Here is a 15559-nt window from a genome sequence, read left to right as displayed (position 1 = left end):
CTATGAAAGAAGGTTTAATATGAAAACAAATATGTTTCAAATAGAGCGAATAACCAATGCTTTGTTTAAATCTTGGTCTTTAGAATCAAGCTCTAAATGGAGTAAGGATAACGCTTCTGCCGGCCAATGTGGTGTTACTACATTAGTTGTAAATGATATATTGGGTGGAGAGATTAGAAAAACTAAACTACCTGATGGATGGCATTTTTATAATTTCATTAATAACAAACGATATGATTTTACAGCTTCTCAATTTAAAAAGGAAATTTTATATAGGGATATTCCTTCTAATAGAATAGAAGCATACGCAGATACTAATGAGAAGCAGTATGGCTATTTAAGACAAAAAGTTTTAGATACTTTATTCAACTAAAGGACGTTTTTTCTGTAATAAGGAAAACGTCTTTCTTCATGAATAGGGCCATTTAATTGAGGAAGAGCGCCAAGCAATTGAATCTTTATTGTAATGCTAGTGTGGAATTTGTTAAAGATTGTACATAAACTATAGGGAAATAGGGCAGGGGGAGGAGAATTTTGGATAAGAGAAAAGTAGGGAGTATATTTGGTGTTTTATCCGTATTATCAGCGATAATCAGTATAATCATTTTCTATATAACAAGAGGGCCAAATGTTGATATTTATTTTTTAATTGAAATTTTTAGCGTCTTATCAATTATTGGATTTTTATTTGCAATATTCTCTTGGTTGATGTCTAAACGTATAACTTATTTAATTATTGGATTATTAGGGAACGGGTTCGTTTTGGTGTGCACATTTTTCTTATTATTAGCAATGGGGATTAGTGAACCATAACTTATGTTTAAGATCATATCTAGTTATTCCATTAAAGGTCGCATTTCTGAAATAAGAAAAGCGTCTTTCTTCATTTAAAGGGCCAGATTGTGGAATAAAGGGGACAAGCTTTTAAGCAATCGAAAAGAAATATTTAGGAAACATATGTGATAAACTGAGGAAAATAGGAGGTATGATATATGAAAATCCATAGAATAGATCATGTGGGTGTAATCGTAAATGATCTTCCTGCCGCTAAAGACTTTTTTCTTAACCTTGGACTTGAAATGCTAGGGGAAACAGAAGTGAAAGGAGAGTGGGTGGAGCGGATAATTGGTCTTAATGACGTTAGAGAGACAGTTGTATGGTTAGGTATGCCAGACGGCCAGGCAACTTTGGAGCTGATCAAATTGCATACGCTTTCAGATGAAAAAGGTATGCAGCAATCCTTGCCAAATACCTTGGGAATCCAGCATATTGCATTCGCTGTTGAAGATATTGAAGCCGTTGTTGCCAAATTGAAAAAGAAAGGCGCGAAACTTTTTGGTGAGATACAAAACTACGAAAACGCATATAAATTATGCTACGTTCATGGGCCAGAAGGGATTATTTTAGAGTTGGCGGAGCAAATCAAATAATCAAATTGCATTTGCTTTATTAAAATGTTGTTGGTTATTTGATATACAAAATTAGTTGAAATAAAGGGGAGATCAATGACCGACGAGTCCATATTTTAGTTATTCAATTAAAGGGCGCAATTCTTGAAAATGAAATTGCGTCCATTTTTCACTTAAGAGGCAGATTGTCGAGAAAGTCGCGATTTAATCATATCTAATTTAACATAAGTATCTGGTTGAAGAAGGAATGCAAATCAAAAAGTCACAAGGGTGGGGATTATGGAAACATGGCTTAATGTCCAAACACTTATTTGGTTATTTCCGATAATGTTTATCATTCATGATTTTGAAGAAATTATCATGGTTGAAAAGTGGATGAAAAAAAACTCAGATGTTATTTATGAAAGATTACCAGGAAAAATTGCTGATAGGGTAATAAAACAATTTTCCATGACCACAGCACAATTTGCAGTAGCGGTTTTAGTTATATTCTTATTCGTAAGTAGTTCAACAATTATGGCAAACCAATTTGTGGTTCAAGGATCACTAGCTAATATTTATATTTTTACAATTGTCACATTGACTTTTTTTCTGCATGCCTTTACTCATATTGGCCAGGCTATATTTCTTCGTTCCATTACTCCAGGTTCATTGTCATCAATGATTATGATAATTCCATACAGTTTAGTTTTGTATAACACATTATTATTTTATAAAGTTCTTACATGGAAAATAATTATTGGATGCTTGCCATTTGTCCTTTTAATAATTCCTATTGCTTTACTTTCTCATTGGATAGGAAAAAAAGCAGTATAAAAATTTAATTTCTCTTTTTTTTAGTGTGATTGTTAATTAGATATAGCTTGTGGAAAAGAGTTCTTAAAATAACGGAGCGTTAAACTAAGAAGATTGTTTTTTTGTTGATTCTATTAATAAAAACTTACTTGATAGAACATAGTCGTTATTCAATTATCAGGCGCTTTATTGAGGTAATAAAAAAGCTCAATTTCTCTATTAAATTTACGGAGAAGTTGGGCTTTTTAGTATTGGTTTCCCTTTGGTGTAAATCTTCATTTTACAGGTGGTACTCCTTATTGCGTATAAGGATTCTGCCGACATTTAATCTCTAAGCCCTGTTCTTACTTCAGTTGTTCCCCATTTATTATCAAAAATCAATGGATTTAGTTGTTTACGTTTTTCCCAGTTGTGTATTTCAAGTATGGGTCGATCCGGATAATCATCTGTATACCCAATAGAAATTAATGCTACGGGATCAATATGATATGGTATCTCAAGAATTTTTCTTACATCGGACTTTTTATAAAAACTTACCCAACCCATTGCTAATCCTTCTGCGTAAGCAGCAAGCCACATATTTTGAATCGCACAACTAACAGACATCAGATCAGTTTCCGGAATAGAGTTTCTCCCCAATACATGATCACCCCCGCTAAAAGGATTGCAAGTTACACATATAGTAACAGGAGCTTCAATAATACCGGCAATTTTTAGATCAAGAAACTTCAACTCACGATCTGTATCTTCATAATGTATGGCTAATGCTCGTCTTTCTTTTTCAACGGTTTTTGCAAGATCTTTCTTAATCTCATCATTTTTTATAATAATAAAATTCCATGGCTGCATAAAACCAACTGATGGAGCACGGTGAGCTGCCTCTAATAAATTATATAATTTGTCATCAGGTATGGGGATATTTAAAAAGGACCTTATATCTCTCCTATTATAAATGGCCTTATATACTCCGTTTCGCTCTTCTTTCGTTAATTGATACAAAACTACCCCTCCAAATTTCTTGAAATTTTGTCCAGTGGTTATGACAGCTTCTCCTCAGCTTCAGTGGTAGGAACAATTAGAACAATAATAAAAAATATCCGTAAATATATAAAGCTAGAAGCCTGAAAAAGTATATTGCACAAATTGATATTCAAGGTTTATCCATTCCTCATAAATTTTATCAGAATATGTCTCTAATAGTTATATTCGGCAGATAATGAAGCAATTTATTCAAGAATCGGGTGTTTTTCTGAATTAGGAGAGCGTCTTCCTTCAGGAAAAGGCCCATTTTATAGAAGAAGAATCCCCAAAAAATTGAATTCTTAAGATAATGATAGTTTGGTGTTGTGAAAGATTGTACTTAAATTAATGGGGAGTTGGAGACTAAATGATTTTTAGACTAAGATTTTATTTTAAGCATTATATAGTCTAACAAGGGGGATTTTTTATGGAGAACACAATTATCCGATTTTTAGAAGAAGGATTACTGAACTATTTCTATTTTCTTTTTTAATATTGAACTTTAGCTTAAAATAGTATAAAATTTACAAAATTCTATATAAAAAGCTATGAAAAGAAGAGTAAACACACGTACTAACTACAGAGACCTCTGGTAGCTGAAAAAGAGGGGCAGGAAATGTGTTGAAACAAGGCTTGGAGCTGTGCATTGGATTTGTTTGAAGGAACAATGATAATGCAACGTATTCTCACGTTAAAGAGATAGAGTATCGCAGGTGATTTATTCACAAAGCCGTACTCGATAAGGCTTCTGCAGCAATGTAGAGATGAACTGGGGTGGCACCGCGATATGACTCGCCCCCAAGATAAATATCTTGGGGGTGAGTTTTTTTATTTTGTTTTACAAAAAAATAAAATGGGAGTGGTGATTATGTCCAGATGGAAGTATCCTTTAATACTATTAGGGGGAATAGGGATTTCAAATGTGGGTGCTTGGGTTTACCTTATAGCACTAAATTTAATTATATTGAATGAAACAGGTTCCCCGCTTTCAATTGCTTTATTATATATACTACGTCCAATTGCAACTATATGTTCGAATGCTTGGGCAGGTAGTTTAATTGATCGAGTAAATACACGGCGACTTATGATGGGATTAGACGTTTTCCGAGCAATATGTATAGCGTTAATTCCATTTTTACCTTCACTTATTTATGTTTATGTACTAGCGTTTATCATTAATATGGGAAGTGCTATTTTTCAACCAACATCTATGGTTTATATGACTAAACTAATACCTGAAAAAGATCGGCAACGTTTTAATGCACTACGTAGTTTTATCAATTCTTGTGGTTCACTAATAGGTCCTGCCGTTGCTGGGATTTTATTTTGGAGGGGTACGCCTTCTACTGCTATCTATATAAATGCAGTGGCTTTATTTTTTTCGGCACTTATTTTAATGATGCTACCTAATGTTGATTTAAGACTCAAAATGTCAGAGAGACAAAGATTTACTTGGGGTTTGATAAAAGATGATTTTCTGATTGTTTTTAATTTCAGTAAGGGCAATACCTATGTAACAAAGATATATTTATTATTTAGTGGTTCTACTATATTCATGACTTCAATAGATTCTCTCGAGGCAGCATTTGCTAAAGGAGTACTTTCAATATCAGACACCAATTATGGGTTTTTATTAAGTGTATTTGGAGCTGGAATAATAATTGGATCAATTATTAATTCAATATTTTCAAAGCAACTTGCAGTTAAACTTTTAATAGGTATTGGCACTATTTTTACCTCAATAGGTTATATAGTATTTTATAGTTCGAGTGGCTTTTTTAGTGTAGCGCATGGTGTATTTTTAATTGGGTTTGCTGTAACGTTTGCAAATACAGGGTATTTGACTTTCTACCAAAATCATGTTCCTGTGAGGATGATGGGAAGATTCGAAAGTATCTTTAGTGTCATTGAAGCAGGTTTCATTGTTGCTTTAACAGTTTTAATAGGTTTGGCTGCTGAATTAACTTCGATCCGTCTAGTAGGGTTAATAGGATCATTTTCCTTCTTCTTATTAGGTGTATTGGCAATGAAAGCTGTATCAGGTGCCAAATGGCAGGAATATTTAAAAAAAGGTGCTTCTTTTAACAGTAAATTATAAAAAGAAGTTGATAAAGCCCTTGATATTGTAACGGCATTGGGCTTTTGTTTTGGATAAGGTTAAAGAAGGGAACTAAATAGACAGAGTTGGTTCGCTCAAAAACGATTAGACTAAAATAACGAAAGAAGTACTACTGTGCTTATTTTGTGAGAAAACAAGAATGGATTTGCTTTAATTGTAGTACTGTTTATTCTATTTATTGATGATGCCAGCTTTATGAAGAAAGGTCACTACTAATTTAGAACCAATTAATCTTATGCCCTAATGCATCAATCTCCTTTGAATATTTTATTAGTATTGAAACGAAAGGAGGGAAATGCTTTGGGGAGCAATAACAATCTCAATATACTGCACAATGATTGTATGGATGAATCCACCTCAAGCTCACGCAACCAAAAAAGGAATAGAAATGAGTCCAGCTCAAGCTCACACCGCCAAAAAAGGCATTGTGATGAATGCAATTCAAGTTCACACCACCGAAAATGGCATAGAAAAGAATCCAGCTCAAGCTCACGCAACCAAAAAAGGAATAGAAATGAGTCCAGCTCAAGCTCACATCGCCAAAAAAGGCATTGTGATGAATGCAGTTCAAGCTCTCACCATCGAAAATGGTATAGAAATGAATCCACCTCAAGCTCACGCAACCAAAAAAGGAATAGAAATGAGTCCAGCTCGAGTTCACGCCGCCAAAAAAGGCATTGTGATGAATGCAGTTCAAGGTCTCACCACAGAAAATGGCATAGAAATGAATCCAGCTCAAGCTCTCATCATCAAAAATGGCAAAGAAATAATGAATGCAGTTCAAGCATTTAACACAGAAAATGATGTAGCGTAATTTTCTTTTAACAGATGCACATCATTGGAGAAAAGGGAGTAGCAATTCGCTACTCCTACAACTTGGCCAAGTTTGTACTTAGGCTAATAGGTGCTTTAGTTTAAGTTGAATAAATAAGATATTTTTATGATATGGAAATTTAGATTGGTATAATAAGTAAGCTGGGGAGTGATTGATGCAACGTTTAAGCGGTTTGTCTGTTGTATATGAAATAATTGGTATTTTTTTATTCGGTTTATTATTTGTCTTTTCGAAATCATTTGAGCTTCTGTCACGTAATATCTAATAAACTTGGGTAAATTTCCAAGAATAATCATACAAGAATTAACTTTCTATTCGTTCGACTTGAATCATAATTTTTGTGACGTAATGTTCCTTATGATTCATTACGACTGTATCATAAATATACTCTTCAAATACATAATCACCTAAGGCTAAATTTAAACATTCCATCTCTGAGAAAAGTCGTTTATATGTTTTATGAATTGTTTTCTCATCCCCAATATGAAATCCAATGAGAAAATCACCTTTCACAGCCTGAAAATACGGATATCCCTTCTTTGGATGTGGTTGCTCAATATATAAATAACTATAATTTGAGAATTCTCCCTTCATTACGTGCTCCCGTTTAGTTATAACACCTATTGGATATCCCGAATCCAACTGAGATATGTTCAACTCATTAATAAAATCTGAAATCACTTCTACAAATTCTTCATCCGTTATATTTTCAATGTTTCTACTTAGATAAAGTGTTGCTTCCGGTAGTTGTTTAAGCGTAATTTGTTGAAAATCAAGGTGTGATGCTTCTTCCATTAATGCTATTTTTGCATCAATCATTCTTTCCTTCATTTCTAACTCCTTTCGCTTTTTCACAATCTCTTCTTTTTCTTGATGCATTAATAATAAAAAGCTTTCAGGCGATTTATTTTGTGTATATTGTTTAATATCGTTTAGCGACATACCTAAATCCTTTAACAAATCAATAACAAAGAATAGGTCTATTTGATGAATTGAATAATAACGATAACCTTTTTCATTTTTCCATATAGGAGACAAAAGCCCAATTTGATCATAATAAAAAAGTGTCTGTTTGTTTACCTTACAAAGCTTCGCAAATTCCCCAGTAGTTAAATACTTTCCATTTTTTTGATCCATTTTTACAGCACCGCCCTTGACTATATAGTTACTATATACACTAGGATGGAAATTGTAAATAATTGAAATTTGTTATGTAAGGAGAATGTAATAGATGAAGACTTATAAAGTTACCTTAGGATTATTATTAATGAATTTATTCATTGCTTTTTTGGGAATTGGTCTTGTAATTCCAGTCTTACCTACGTTGATGAATGAATTAGGCATTACTGGAACAACAATTGGTTATTTAACAGCAACTTTTGCAATTGCGCAATTGATTGCTTCACCATTTGCAGGGAAAGCAGTAGACAAATTGGGCAGAAAAATTATGATTGTCATTGGCTTATTTATTTTCGGTATCTCTGAATTTCTATTTGGAATCGGCAGAGAAATCGAAATGCTATTTATCTCTCGTATTTTGGGTGGAATTAGTGCTGCATTCATTATGCCGGCTGTTACAGCTTTTATTGCTGATATTACAAATACCGATACTCGCCCGAAAGCACTAGGATATATGTCAGCTGCAATTAGTACAGGGTTTATTATTGGTCCAGGTATTGGTGGATTTTTAGCGGAATTTGGAACACGTATACCATTCTTCTTTGCAGGAGCATTCGGTACCATTGCGGCTATACTTTCTACTATTTTATTATCTGAGCCCAATCGTAAAGAAGAAAATAATTTTGATCAAATCGACGATAGTAAAATGGGTTTCAAACGTATACTTGCCCCAAAATATTTCACTGCGTTTCTTTTAATTTTTATTGCCTCATTTGGTTTAGCTGCTTTTGAATCATTCTTTAGTCTATTTGTGGACCATAAATTTCAATTTGATTCATCCGATATTGCCATTATCATCACAGGTGGTGCCATTTTTGGTGCAGTTTCACAAGTTATATTGTTTGATCGACTTACAAAAATTTTGGGTGAGATTAAACTAATTCGTTATAGTTTACTATTATCCGCAGTACTTGTCTTTTTAATGGCTGTTGTTCATTCATATTTCTCTATTTTACTTGTTACATTTATTGTTTTTGTAGGATTCGATTTATTCAGGCCAGCAATTACTTCATACCTTTCAAATATCGCAGGAAACGAACAAGGTTTCGTTGGTGGAATGAACTCTATGTTTACAAGTTTAGCGAACATTAGTGGACCCATTTTAGGGGGGCTTTTATTTGATATAGATATTAACTACCCTTACTATCTTTCGACTATGATATTAACTCTCGGAATAGTTATCTCATTGTTTTGGAAGAAACAAGCAAGTGATTCTTCAAATGAAGTGAAGACAAGAGTAGCTAATTAAGCAAATTAACAATCATAATTACGAAAATTGTAAAAACATTTTACTTAAACTAACGGGGCAATTTAGTAGAATTAGAAATGAAGAATAATGTAATAATATGGTAATATAAATTGAGGCGTTTAGACTTCGCAATATTTAGAAAAAGGAGGAGGTGCTTTTTGTTGAAAGGGAATCAAGGGAATAAAGGAAATTGGAGTAGATTTATTATTTTCACACTTATTGTTGGTTTAATTGTCGGTATCTTCTCAGTTATTTCTGATAATTTACCGAATATAGGGGATGGTGTAACAACTCTTGAATTCGTCATTTCCTATTTAGCGGTAATGATAAATTCTTTACCAATTTGGTTTATACTTGCCATGCTTGTTGGTTATGTATTTGCAAGGAGTTTTAAGGAAGCAGCATTACTTGGAACGATTTATACATTAGTTGCAATGACTTTTTATTTGATTATTTCATATTTTAATGTTGATATACCAGTAGATATACCAGCACAATCCTTCAAAGAACAGGCTTTCTCATTTGCGCGTTGGTACGGAGGGTCATTTGTCGGCGGTTTCATTGGTGGGAGTGTAGGTTTTTTAGTAAAAAAAACACCATATGCATTACTTATCTTATTTGTAGGGATAATCTTTCAGATGTTTTTATACGGTACAAGTAGCTGGGGAAGTATTGTAGGTATTGCACAAAATGTTACCTTTTGTTTAACGATTGTAAGCATTGTTTTTTACATAGTTTATGTGAAGAGAAAGAAAGAACCAAATTTGGGTACGTAAAGTTTATATTATTGAAACCTAAATTTGTTTTTTAACTAGTGGACACTTTTCTGAATAAGGATAGGGTCTTTCTTTTTGAATATGGGCCAAATTACTAGGATTTAGAACAAATTTGCTAAAAAAACTTTATGGTAGTGAAGCGTAATAAATATAATAAACTAAAAATTATTTAGAGGTGAATTCTTTGAAATACAAGTCAAGAAAAGACTGGTGGTTAACTATTATCGTATGGGGAGCAATGCTGTTTGCTATCGGAAGTGGTGGTTATGCACTTATTGAGAAAACACCTAACATCGGCGAATTTCTAATTACATTGGCTCCCTCTATTATACTTCCAATGTTTATTTTGTGGATGTGGTTAACTACCTTTTATGTTATAGGACAGAAAAATTTAATCATTAAGTTTGGTCCATTTAAAAAAACGATTCCACTTGATAGCATAAGGACTGTTAAGAAAACGATGAATCCCTTATCAAGTCCTGCGTTATCATTAAAAAGACTTGAGATTACATACGGTCTATATAATTCTATACTTATTTCTCCTCATGATAGGGAGGGATTCATGAAAGTTCTTTCTAAACAATGTCCTCACGTCAAAATCTTGACATAATCAAGAGTTGTAAAATAAAGACCCTTCCAACAAGTGATATATTGGAAGGGTTTTAAAGTTGTGGTTGATTAGATTTTTTATTTTAATAATTAAATACTATTTCTCTTTTAATATTGAGTATTGACGATATGCTTTGAAGTAGCTGATACCAAACAATATTAGCATGATTAAAGGAATTAATTTGATCATGACAAACGGTGTTTCAAATAAGAACGCTTTCCAAAACAAAGACCCTTCCATATCCCAAAGCCCTTTAGTTGCATATAAACTTGAATCCCTATAGATGATATAGCTAAACATCAAAAATGTTACAACTAGTGATAATGAGTAATTCATTAATCGTTTATAGTACTGTACATATGATTGATGATCTGAGAAAATCTCATTTTGACTATCAGCTGTTTTTTGCCAGTAATGAATACTACCAAGTCGTGACCCTTTCACATGTGTCCACCCAAAATCCTCATATATCGTTTTGTATTCTTTAAACTTATCCGCTGATAAATAATCCTGATAATCCAACCGTATAATATAGGCATTGCTTGTTTTTTTAAACGTATATATTCCTAATCCACTTATATTAGTACAGCGATAGCCTTTTTGTAATTGCTCATTTAGCCATTGTTCTTCTTCTACAATATTAAAAAACAATTTAAATTTCTTCATCGAACTCACTCATTTCATATAGGGATATAATATGGAGTAATCTTTGATGCTCGATATTCAAAATTGTTATTCCTTTATCAGTAATTTTATAAACTTTTCGTCTCCCGGTCTCTCCGGATACTGGCTCAATCCATCCATGTTTATTTAAATTTTCAATCGCTCCATACAAAGTTCCGGCAGCCAAGATAACCGTACCCTTACTCATTTTTTCAATCTTTTGCATAATGGCATAACCATGAAGCGGTTCACGTAGAGCTAATAAAATATAGTGCATGGTTTCAGATAATGGTAAAAGTTTATGTTTCATATACTCACCTACTATTCAGTTTGACTGTACAGTTGAACTTAATATTATTATATACAGTTTAACTGAATAAGTGAACATATTTCTTTAAATTTTTTAACTATTCGCTAAAACTATGTTTAATTAAAATTGATAATGCTGAAGAGAATACAAAGGTTTTTACTTAACTATTAAGAGGTTTAGTTGAACAAAAAATTGTGGTAAACTTAATTAACAAAAATTTCAAAAAAGTAATATCAGTCAAGAAGCATAACCAAAAACCTTACTATTACATAACCTAGGTTGTAAATTATAGTTTTACTGGGTGGGGCAACAACCACTAAAAAAATCCAGGGGGGATTAAGTATGAAACAATTGGGGACGCTATATTTTTTCTGTGGAAAAATGGGAGCAGGAAAATCAACTAAATCAAAACAGTTGGCTATAGATAAACTTGCGGTCCTGTTATCTGAGGATGAATGGCTTTCATCTCTTTATCCCAGTCAGATCACATCATTTGAGTACTATCTAAAATTCTCAGCGCAGCTCAAGCCGTTGGTGAAAAAGCATGTTCAAAACATATTAAGTGTCGGTACAAATGTAGTGATGGATTTTCCAGGTAACACTAAAAAACTGCGAAAGTGGTTTTTGGATATGGCCTCAGAGGTCAATGCAAACCATCAACTAATTTTTCTTAATTTAAATAACGAGCAATGTTTACGTCAAATTGCACAAAGACGAAGCGAACAACCCGAAAGAGCAATTTTTGACACGGAAGCGGTGTTTATTAATGTTACTAAATTTTTTGAAGCACCAGAAGCATCCGAGGGTTTAAATATTTTAGAGTTTAATGGAAAAGAATAATAAGGAGTTTAACAAGGGAGGATCTTAAAGAAGCAAAAAGACAAGAAGTATGCTATCTATTTTCCAAGTTAATTTAACTCTTGATTCTCCCCAATTTACATAAGTAGTAGTCATTTTCCCCTCCAATAAAAAACAATCTCTATTCATATCTCACTTAGTATGATTGCCACCTTTATGATAAATGTTACTGATGGTATCTTATTGGAGACAAATCTTGCTGGGAAAAAGATGCTGACACAGAGGGACAGATAAAAGCTTTAAAATTATACCTCAAGTTTGCACTACAAATTAAAACTAATCTTCTAGAAGCAGGCGCTTTTCTGAAATAAGGAAAGCGTCTTTCTTCATGAATAGGGCCATTTAATTAAAGGACGAAGAGCGTCAAGAAAAATTGAATTAAAGATTTAGGTGCCTTTAACCTTTGTCGACTCACAAAAGTTACCTTAACGTTTCTATGTAACAAAAATGTGCGTACTTTTTTTAACTCTCTAGAGCAATCATAATAAAGGAGCAATAGGCAATCAAACAATTGGAGGATCCACTATGATTAATCATTTACAAGATACAATCACATTAGATAACGGCCTACAAATGCCTGGTATGGGTTTAGGTGTTTTTCAAGTAGAGAATGATGCTACAGCTGAGATGGTTAAAAATGCTATAGAGGTTGGGTATAGAAGCATCGATACTGCTGCTATTTACGGCAATGAAGCAGGAGTAGGAGACGGTATTAAACAAGCGCTAGCATCTACTGGCCTACGACGCGAAGACCTGTTTATTACATCTAAAGTATGGAATGACGGATTAAGCTATGATGAAACAATTGCTGCATATGAAGAAAGCCTACAAAAACTAGGGTTAGATTATTTAGACCTTTATCTTATTCATTGGCCAGGTAAAGATAAATATGCTGAATCTTGGAAAGCGCTAGAAGATCTATATGATCAAGGAAAAATAAAAGCAATTGGTGTATGTAACTTTTCTGTTTCACACTTACAAAATTTATTATCATTTGCTCGTATTAAACCTGTAGTGAATCAGGTGGAACTTCACCCACACTTGCAACAAACTGAGCTTCGTTCATTCTGTGACAAGCACCAAATTCACCTTGAAGCATGGGCACCCTTAATGCAAGGTGGACTTCTTGAAGACGAAACTATTTCTAAAATCGCAACAAAATATGGAAAATCAAACGCTCAAGTTATTTTGCGCTGGGATGTACAAAACGGAATTATCACTATTCCAAAATCTGTGCGTAAAGAACGCATGATGCAAAACGCCGATATTTTCGACTTTAATCTAACAGACGAAGAAATGGCTATGATCAATGCAATGAATCTTGAACAACGTGTTGGACCAAATCCAGATGAATACGACTTTGCTCTATAAGAATTAAAAGGAAAAGAGACTGTCTTGTGTTTGACAGTCTCTTTCTCCTCTCATTCAGAAGTTTGCTGGATGGCTATTTCATCATCACGTTGTTTTAAAACGACATCTTCGCCTTTAACCTGTAAAACTTCAACATGCTTTTCGCCCCAAGTGCAAAGCATGTTCAGAATGGGTTCCATTCCTTGTCCATAGGGCGTTAAAGAATATTCAACTTTTGGCGGTACTTGATTGAAGACTTTTCGTAGGATTAATCCATCTCGCTCTAACTCTCTTAATTGACTTGTGAGCATTTTTTGTGAAATACCTGGAATCAATCGTCGAAACTCATTTGTTCTAATTTTACCATGGTGGTTTAAGTGACAAAGAATGACAGGTTTCCATTTACCGCCAATGACTTCAAGAGTTGCCTCAACACCAATATTATAAATTTTTTGCATAGTAACCCCCGTAATTTTCAAAAGTATCTAAAAGTACTCTAGGGATCTTTTAGGTATGTATGGATATTACTATACATGATAAAAAAAATCAAAGGAGATATTAGTAGTATGTCACAATCAAAAAAGCCAAGTGCTAAATTAACTTTGCTAGCACTTGCAATCAGTGCATTTGGTATAGGGTCTACTGAATTTATCAGTGTTGGGCTTTTACCATTAATTACAGATGACTTTGGTATATCTTTAAGTACTGCAGGCTTAACCGTTTCTATTTATGCACTCGGCGTCACTGTTGGGGCGCCATTATTAACAGCCCTAACATCTCGCCTTAGTCGAAAAACAGTTTTATTGCTTGTTATGACCATTTTTATAGTTGGAAACTTAACTGCAGCTTTGGCACCTATTTTTTCTATTTTATTAATAGGGCGTATAATTGCTGCATTATCACATGGCGTATTTATGTCCATCGCTTCTGTCATAGCCGCAGATGTAGTTGAGCCAAATAAACGAGCAAGTGCTATTGCCTTTATGTTTACAGGATTAACATTAGCTACTGTGACTGGTGTGCCATTAGGTACATTTATTGGACAAGTAACAGACTGGCGTATGTCGTTTATTTTTATCGTCATTATCGGGATTATCGGTTTAATTAGTAATGCTTTATTAGTACCCAACCAATTGTCGAAAGGTAATCCAATCTCTCTACGGGATATTGGTAAAGTATTAGGCAATTTTCGTATGTTATTAATACTTTTCATTACAGCAATTGGATACGGTGGTGCCTTCGTCGTCTATACGTATATTTCACCTATTTTGGAACAATATATGGGTTATTCGCCACATGCAGTTGTCATTATATTAGTTGTCTATGGGATTTGCGTAGCTATTGGTAATACACTAGGTGGCCATTTCGCCAATCAAAATCCGCTTCGTTCAATCTTAATTATTTTTGTTGGTCTTGCATTAGCGGTACTTGGCATTCATTACGCTATTGAATCACCAATTATCGGATTAATTATGGTACTGCTAATGGGTCTATTTATGTTCATGAATGTCCCGGGGTTGCAATTATATGCTGTACTACTATCTGAAAAATATGTGCCTTCAGCTATTACAATGGCCTCAGCATTGAATATTTCTGCTTTCAACATAGGAATATTTTTAGGTTCATATATCGGAGGCTTTATTATTCGCCATCAATCGTTAACACATACACCTTTATATGGATTCTTAATGGTTATGCTTGCAGCCATTGTTACACTATTATGGCTACTTTTCGATAAAAAGAAACAATAGTGAGTGTTTTGAACTTCATTTTTAAAAGAGAATGTATATTGATAAGGTGAAGGATAGGGAGAATAATGAACGAAATTATAATCAATGCAGTTTTAAAAGCTAAATTTGGGAAATCTGAAATGCTAAGAAATGAGTTATTAAATTTGGTTGAAGCATCTCGAGTAGAAGATGGCTGTATTCAATATACTCTTCATGAATCTGTTGAAAATAAAGATACATTTGTTTTTTTCGAAAGATGGAAAGATGAAGAAGCACTTGCCTTTCATAATAACAGTGACCATTATAAATATTGTAGCCAACAAACAGAGCAGCTACTCGAAAAACAAGAGCTTTATCGTTTACAAATAGTTAAGCCTTAATCTCGCCAAAACTTGTTGCACCGTTCATATTCTGAACGGTGTTTTTTTATAAATAAATATTTACATAAACAGAAAAGTTCAGGCAATATATTCTTGCCACTGAACCTCCCATAAGCGGCTATTCACATTTACCTACTGAAACGGTCTTTTCATCAATCCCAACTGTGCAGGAAGAATATTACTCCCTTTGTCTGTAAAAACATGATTGACACGCTAGCCAGGGGGTAGACGAAACCATTCTAAAAAGTGACAAAGTCCTTAACTTGGTATGTTGGA

18 protein-coding genes, 1 pseudogene and 1 other annotated feature are annotated in these 15559 nt (G+C 33.6%); of the genes and pseudogenes, 14 read left to right on the top strand and 5 right to left on the bottom strand.

From position 1 onward, the window contains the following. Positions 1-19: 19 nt before the first annotated feature. The 4 genes from ACWV26_RS11930 (at position 20) to ACWV26_RS11915 (ending at position 2225) form a co-directional block, all read left to right on the top strand. The gene (locus ACWV26_RS11930; protein ID WP_455894959.1) at positions 20-373 is read left to right on the top strand and encodes a YunG family protein; all 354 of its coding nucleotides are present in this window, start codon (positions 20-22) and stop codon (positions 371-373) included. A gap of 161 nt (positions 374-534) precedes the next feature. Then, positions 535-813 (top strand): hypothetical protein, encoded by a 279-nt coding sequence (locus ACWV26_RS11925; protein WP_455894958.1) that lies wholly within the window; start codon positions 535-537, stop codon positions 811-813. Between the two features lie 179 nt (positions 814-992). Beyond that, a complete protein-coding gene (locus tag ACWV26_RS11920) occupies positions 993-1430 on the top strand; it encodes a VOC family protein (RefSeq protein ID WP_455894957.1) in 438 nt (145 codons plus the stop codon). A gap of 258 nt (positions 1431-1688) precedes the next feature. Next, positions 1689-2225: an HXXEE domain-containing protein gene (locus ACWV26_RS11915; protein WP_455894956.1), complete on the top strand. Its 537-nt coding sequence runs from the start codon at positions 1689-1691 to the stop codon at positions 2223-2225. A 303-nt stretch (positions 2226-2528) separates the two neighbouring features. Here ACWV26_RS11915 and bluB read toward each other — a convergent pair whose 3' ends face one another. Beyond that, a complete protein-coding gene (gene bluB / locus ACWV26_RS11910) occupies positions 2529-3203 on the bottom strand; it encodes a 5,6-dimethylbenzimidazole synthase (protein WP_455894955.1) in 675 nt (224 codons plus the stop codon). A 560-nt stretch (positions 3204-3763) separates the two neighbouring features. Then, positions 3764-4027 (top strand) — a binding site (T-box leader). On the opposite strand from bluB, the gene ACWV26_RS11905 reads away from it, so the two are divergent. From ACWV26_RS11905 to ACWV26_RS11895, 3 genes and pseudogenes are all read left to right on the top strand, one after another. After that, complete coding sequence (locus ACWV26_RS11905; protein WP_455894954.1) at positions 4012-5322, top strand: MFS transporter; 1311 nt, start codon at positions 4012-4014, stop codon at positions 5320-5322. Its footprint overlaps the feature before it by 16 nt. A 156-nt stretch (positions 5323-5478) precedes the next feature. Beyond that, positions 5479-5559 (top strand): annotated as a pseudogene (locus tag ACWV26_RS11900) (YjcZ family sporulation protein); the annotation flags it as partial. 79 nt (positions 5560-5638) lie between these two features. After that, on the top strand, positions 5639-6157 hold the full coding sequence (locus ACWV26_RS11895) for a hypothetical protein (RefSeq protein ID WP_455894953.1): 519 nt from the start codon (positions 5639-5641) through the stop codon (positions 6155-6157). A gap of 324 nt (positions 6158-6481) precedes the next feature. Here the strand turns inward: ACWV26_RS11895 and ACWV26_RS11890 are convergent, their stop codons facing one another. Then, positions 6482-7315: a MerR family transcriptional regulator gene (locus ACWV26_RS11890; RefSeq protein WP_455894952.1), complete on the bottom strand. Its 834-nt coding sequence runs from the start codon at positions 7313-7315 to the stop codon at positions 6482-6484. 94 nt (positions 7316-7409) lie between these two features. Here ACWV26_RS11890 and norA point away from each other — a divergent pair, with 94 nt between their 5' ends. From norA to ACWV26_RS11875, 3 genes are all read left to right on the top strand, one after another. Next, positions 7410-8606, top strand: coding sequence for a multidrug efflux MFS transporter NorA (norA, locus tag ACWV26_RS11885; protein WP_455894951.1), 1197 nt, complete (start codon positions 7410-7412; stop codon positions 8604-8606). A 161-nt stretch (positions 8607-8767) separates the two neighbouring features. Then, on the top strand, positions 8768-9382 hold the full coding sequence (locus ACWV26_RS11880) for a hypothetical protein (RefSeq protein ID WP_455894950.1): 615 nt from the start codon (positions 8768-8770) through the stop codon (positions 9380-9382). A 184-nt stretch (positions 9383-9566) separates the two neighbouring features. Next, on the top strand, positions 9567-9992 hold the full coding sequence (locus ACWV26_RS11875; RefSeq protein WP_455894949.1) for a PH domain-containing protein: 426 nt from the start codon (positions 9567-9569) through the stop codon (positions 9990-9992). A gap of 96 nt (positions 9993-10088) precedes the next feature. Here ACWV26_RS11875 and ACWV26_RS11870 read toward each other — a convergent pair whose 3' ends face one another. Together ACWV26_RS11870 and ACWV26_RS11865 are read right to left on the bottom strand one after the other, a co-directional pair. Beyond that, positions 10089-10658, bottom strand: coding sequence for a DUF2812 domain-containing protein (locus tag ACWV26_RS11870; protein WP_455894948.1), 570 nt, complete (start codon positions 10656-10658; stop codon positions 10089-10091). Continuing rightward, positions 10645-10965 (bottom strand): PadR family transcriptional regulator, encoded by a 321-nt coding sequence (locus ACWV26_RS11865; protein ID WP_455894947.1) that lies wholly within the window; start codon positions 10963-10965, stop codon positions 10645-10647. The genes ACWV26_RS11870 and ACWV26_RS11865 overlap by 14 nt, the downstream gene beginning before the upstream one ends. 342 nt (positions 10966-11307) lie before the next feature. Here ACWV26_RS11865 and ACWV26_RS11860 point away from each other — a divergent pair, with 342 nt between their 5' ends. Then, entirely contained in the window at positions 11308-11805 is a 498-nt protein-coding gene (locus tag ACWV26_RS11860) for an AAA family ATPase (RefSeq protein WP_455894946.1), read from the top strand. A gap of 543 nt (positions 11806-12348) precedes the next feature. Continuing rightward, complete coding sequence (locus tag ACWV26_RS11855; protein WP_455894945.1) at positions 12349-13194, top strand: aldo/keto reductase; 846 nt, start codon at positions 12349-12351, stop codon at positions 13192-13194. A gap of 50 nt (positions 13195-13244) precedes the next feature. On the opposite strand, the gene ACWV26_RS11850 is transcribed toward ACWV26_RS11855, so the two are convergent. Beyond that, a complete protein-coding gene (locus tag ACWV26_RS11850) occupies positions 13245-13631 on the bottom strand; it encodes a winged helix-turn-helix transcriptional regulator (RefSeq protein WP_455894944.1) in 387 nt (128 codons plus the stop codon). Positions 13632-13739: 108 nt separating this feature from the next. Between ACWV26_RS11850 and ACWV26_RS11845 the strand changes: the two genes are divergently transcribed. Beyond that, positions 13740-14924 carry an MFS transporter gene (locus tag ACWV26_RS11845; protein ID WP_455894943.1) on the top strand — a complete coding sequence of 395 codons (1185 nt, stop codon included), beginning with the start codon at positions 13740-13742 and terminating at the stop codon, positions 14922-14924. Between the two features lie 65 nt (positions 14925-14989). Then, positions 14990-15283 (top strand): putative quinol monooxygenase, encoded by a 294-nt coding sequence (locus ACWV26_RS11840; protein ID WP_455894942.1) that lies wholly within the window; start codon positions 14990-14992, stop codon positions 15281-15283. Positions 15284-15559: the final 276 nt, after the last annotated feature.

The organism is Rummeliibacillus sp. JY-2-4R (assembly GCF_053847205.1).
The sequence above is the reverse complement of the archived record's forward strand: the minus strand, read 5'-3'. Positions and strand labels throughout refer to the sequence as shown.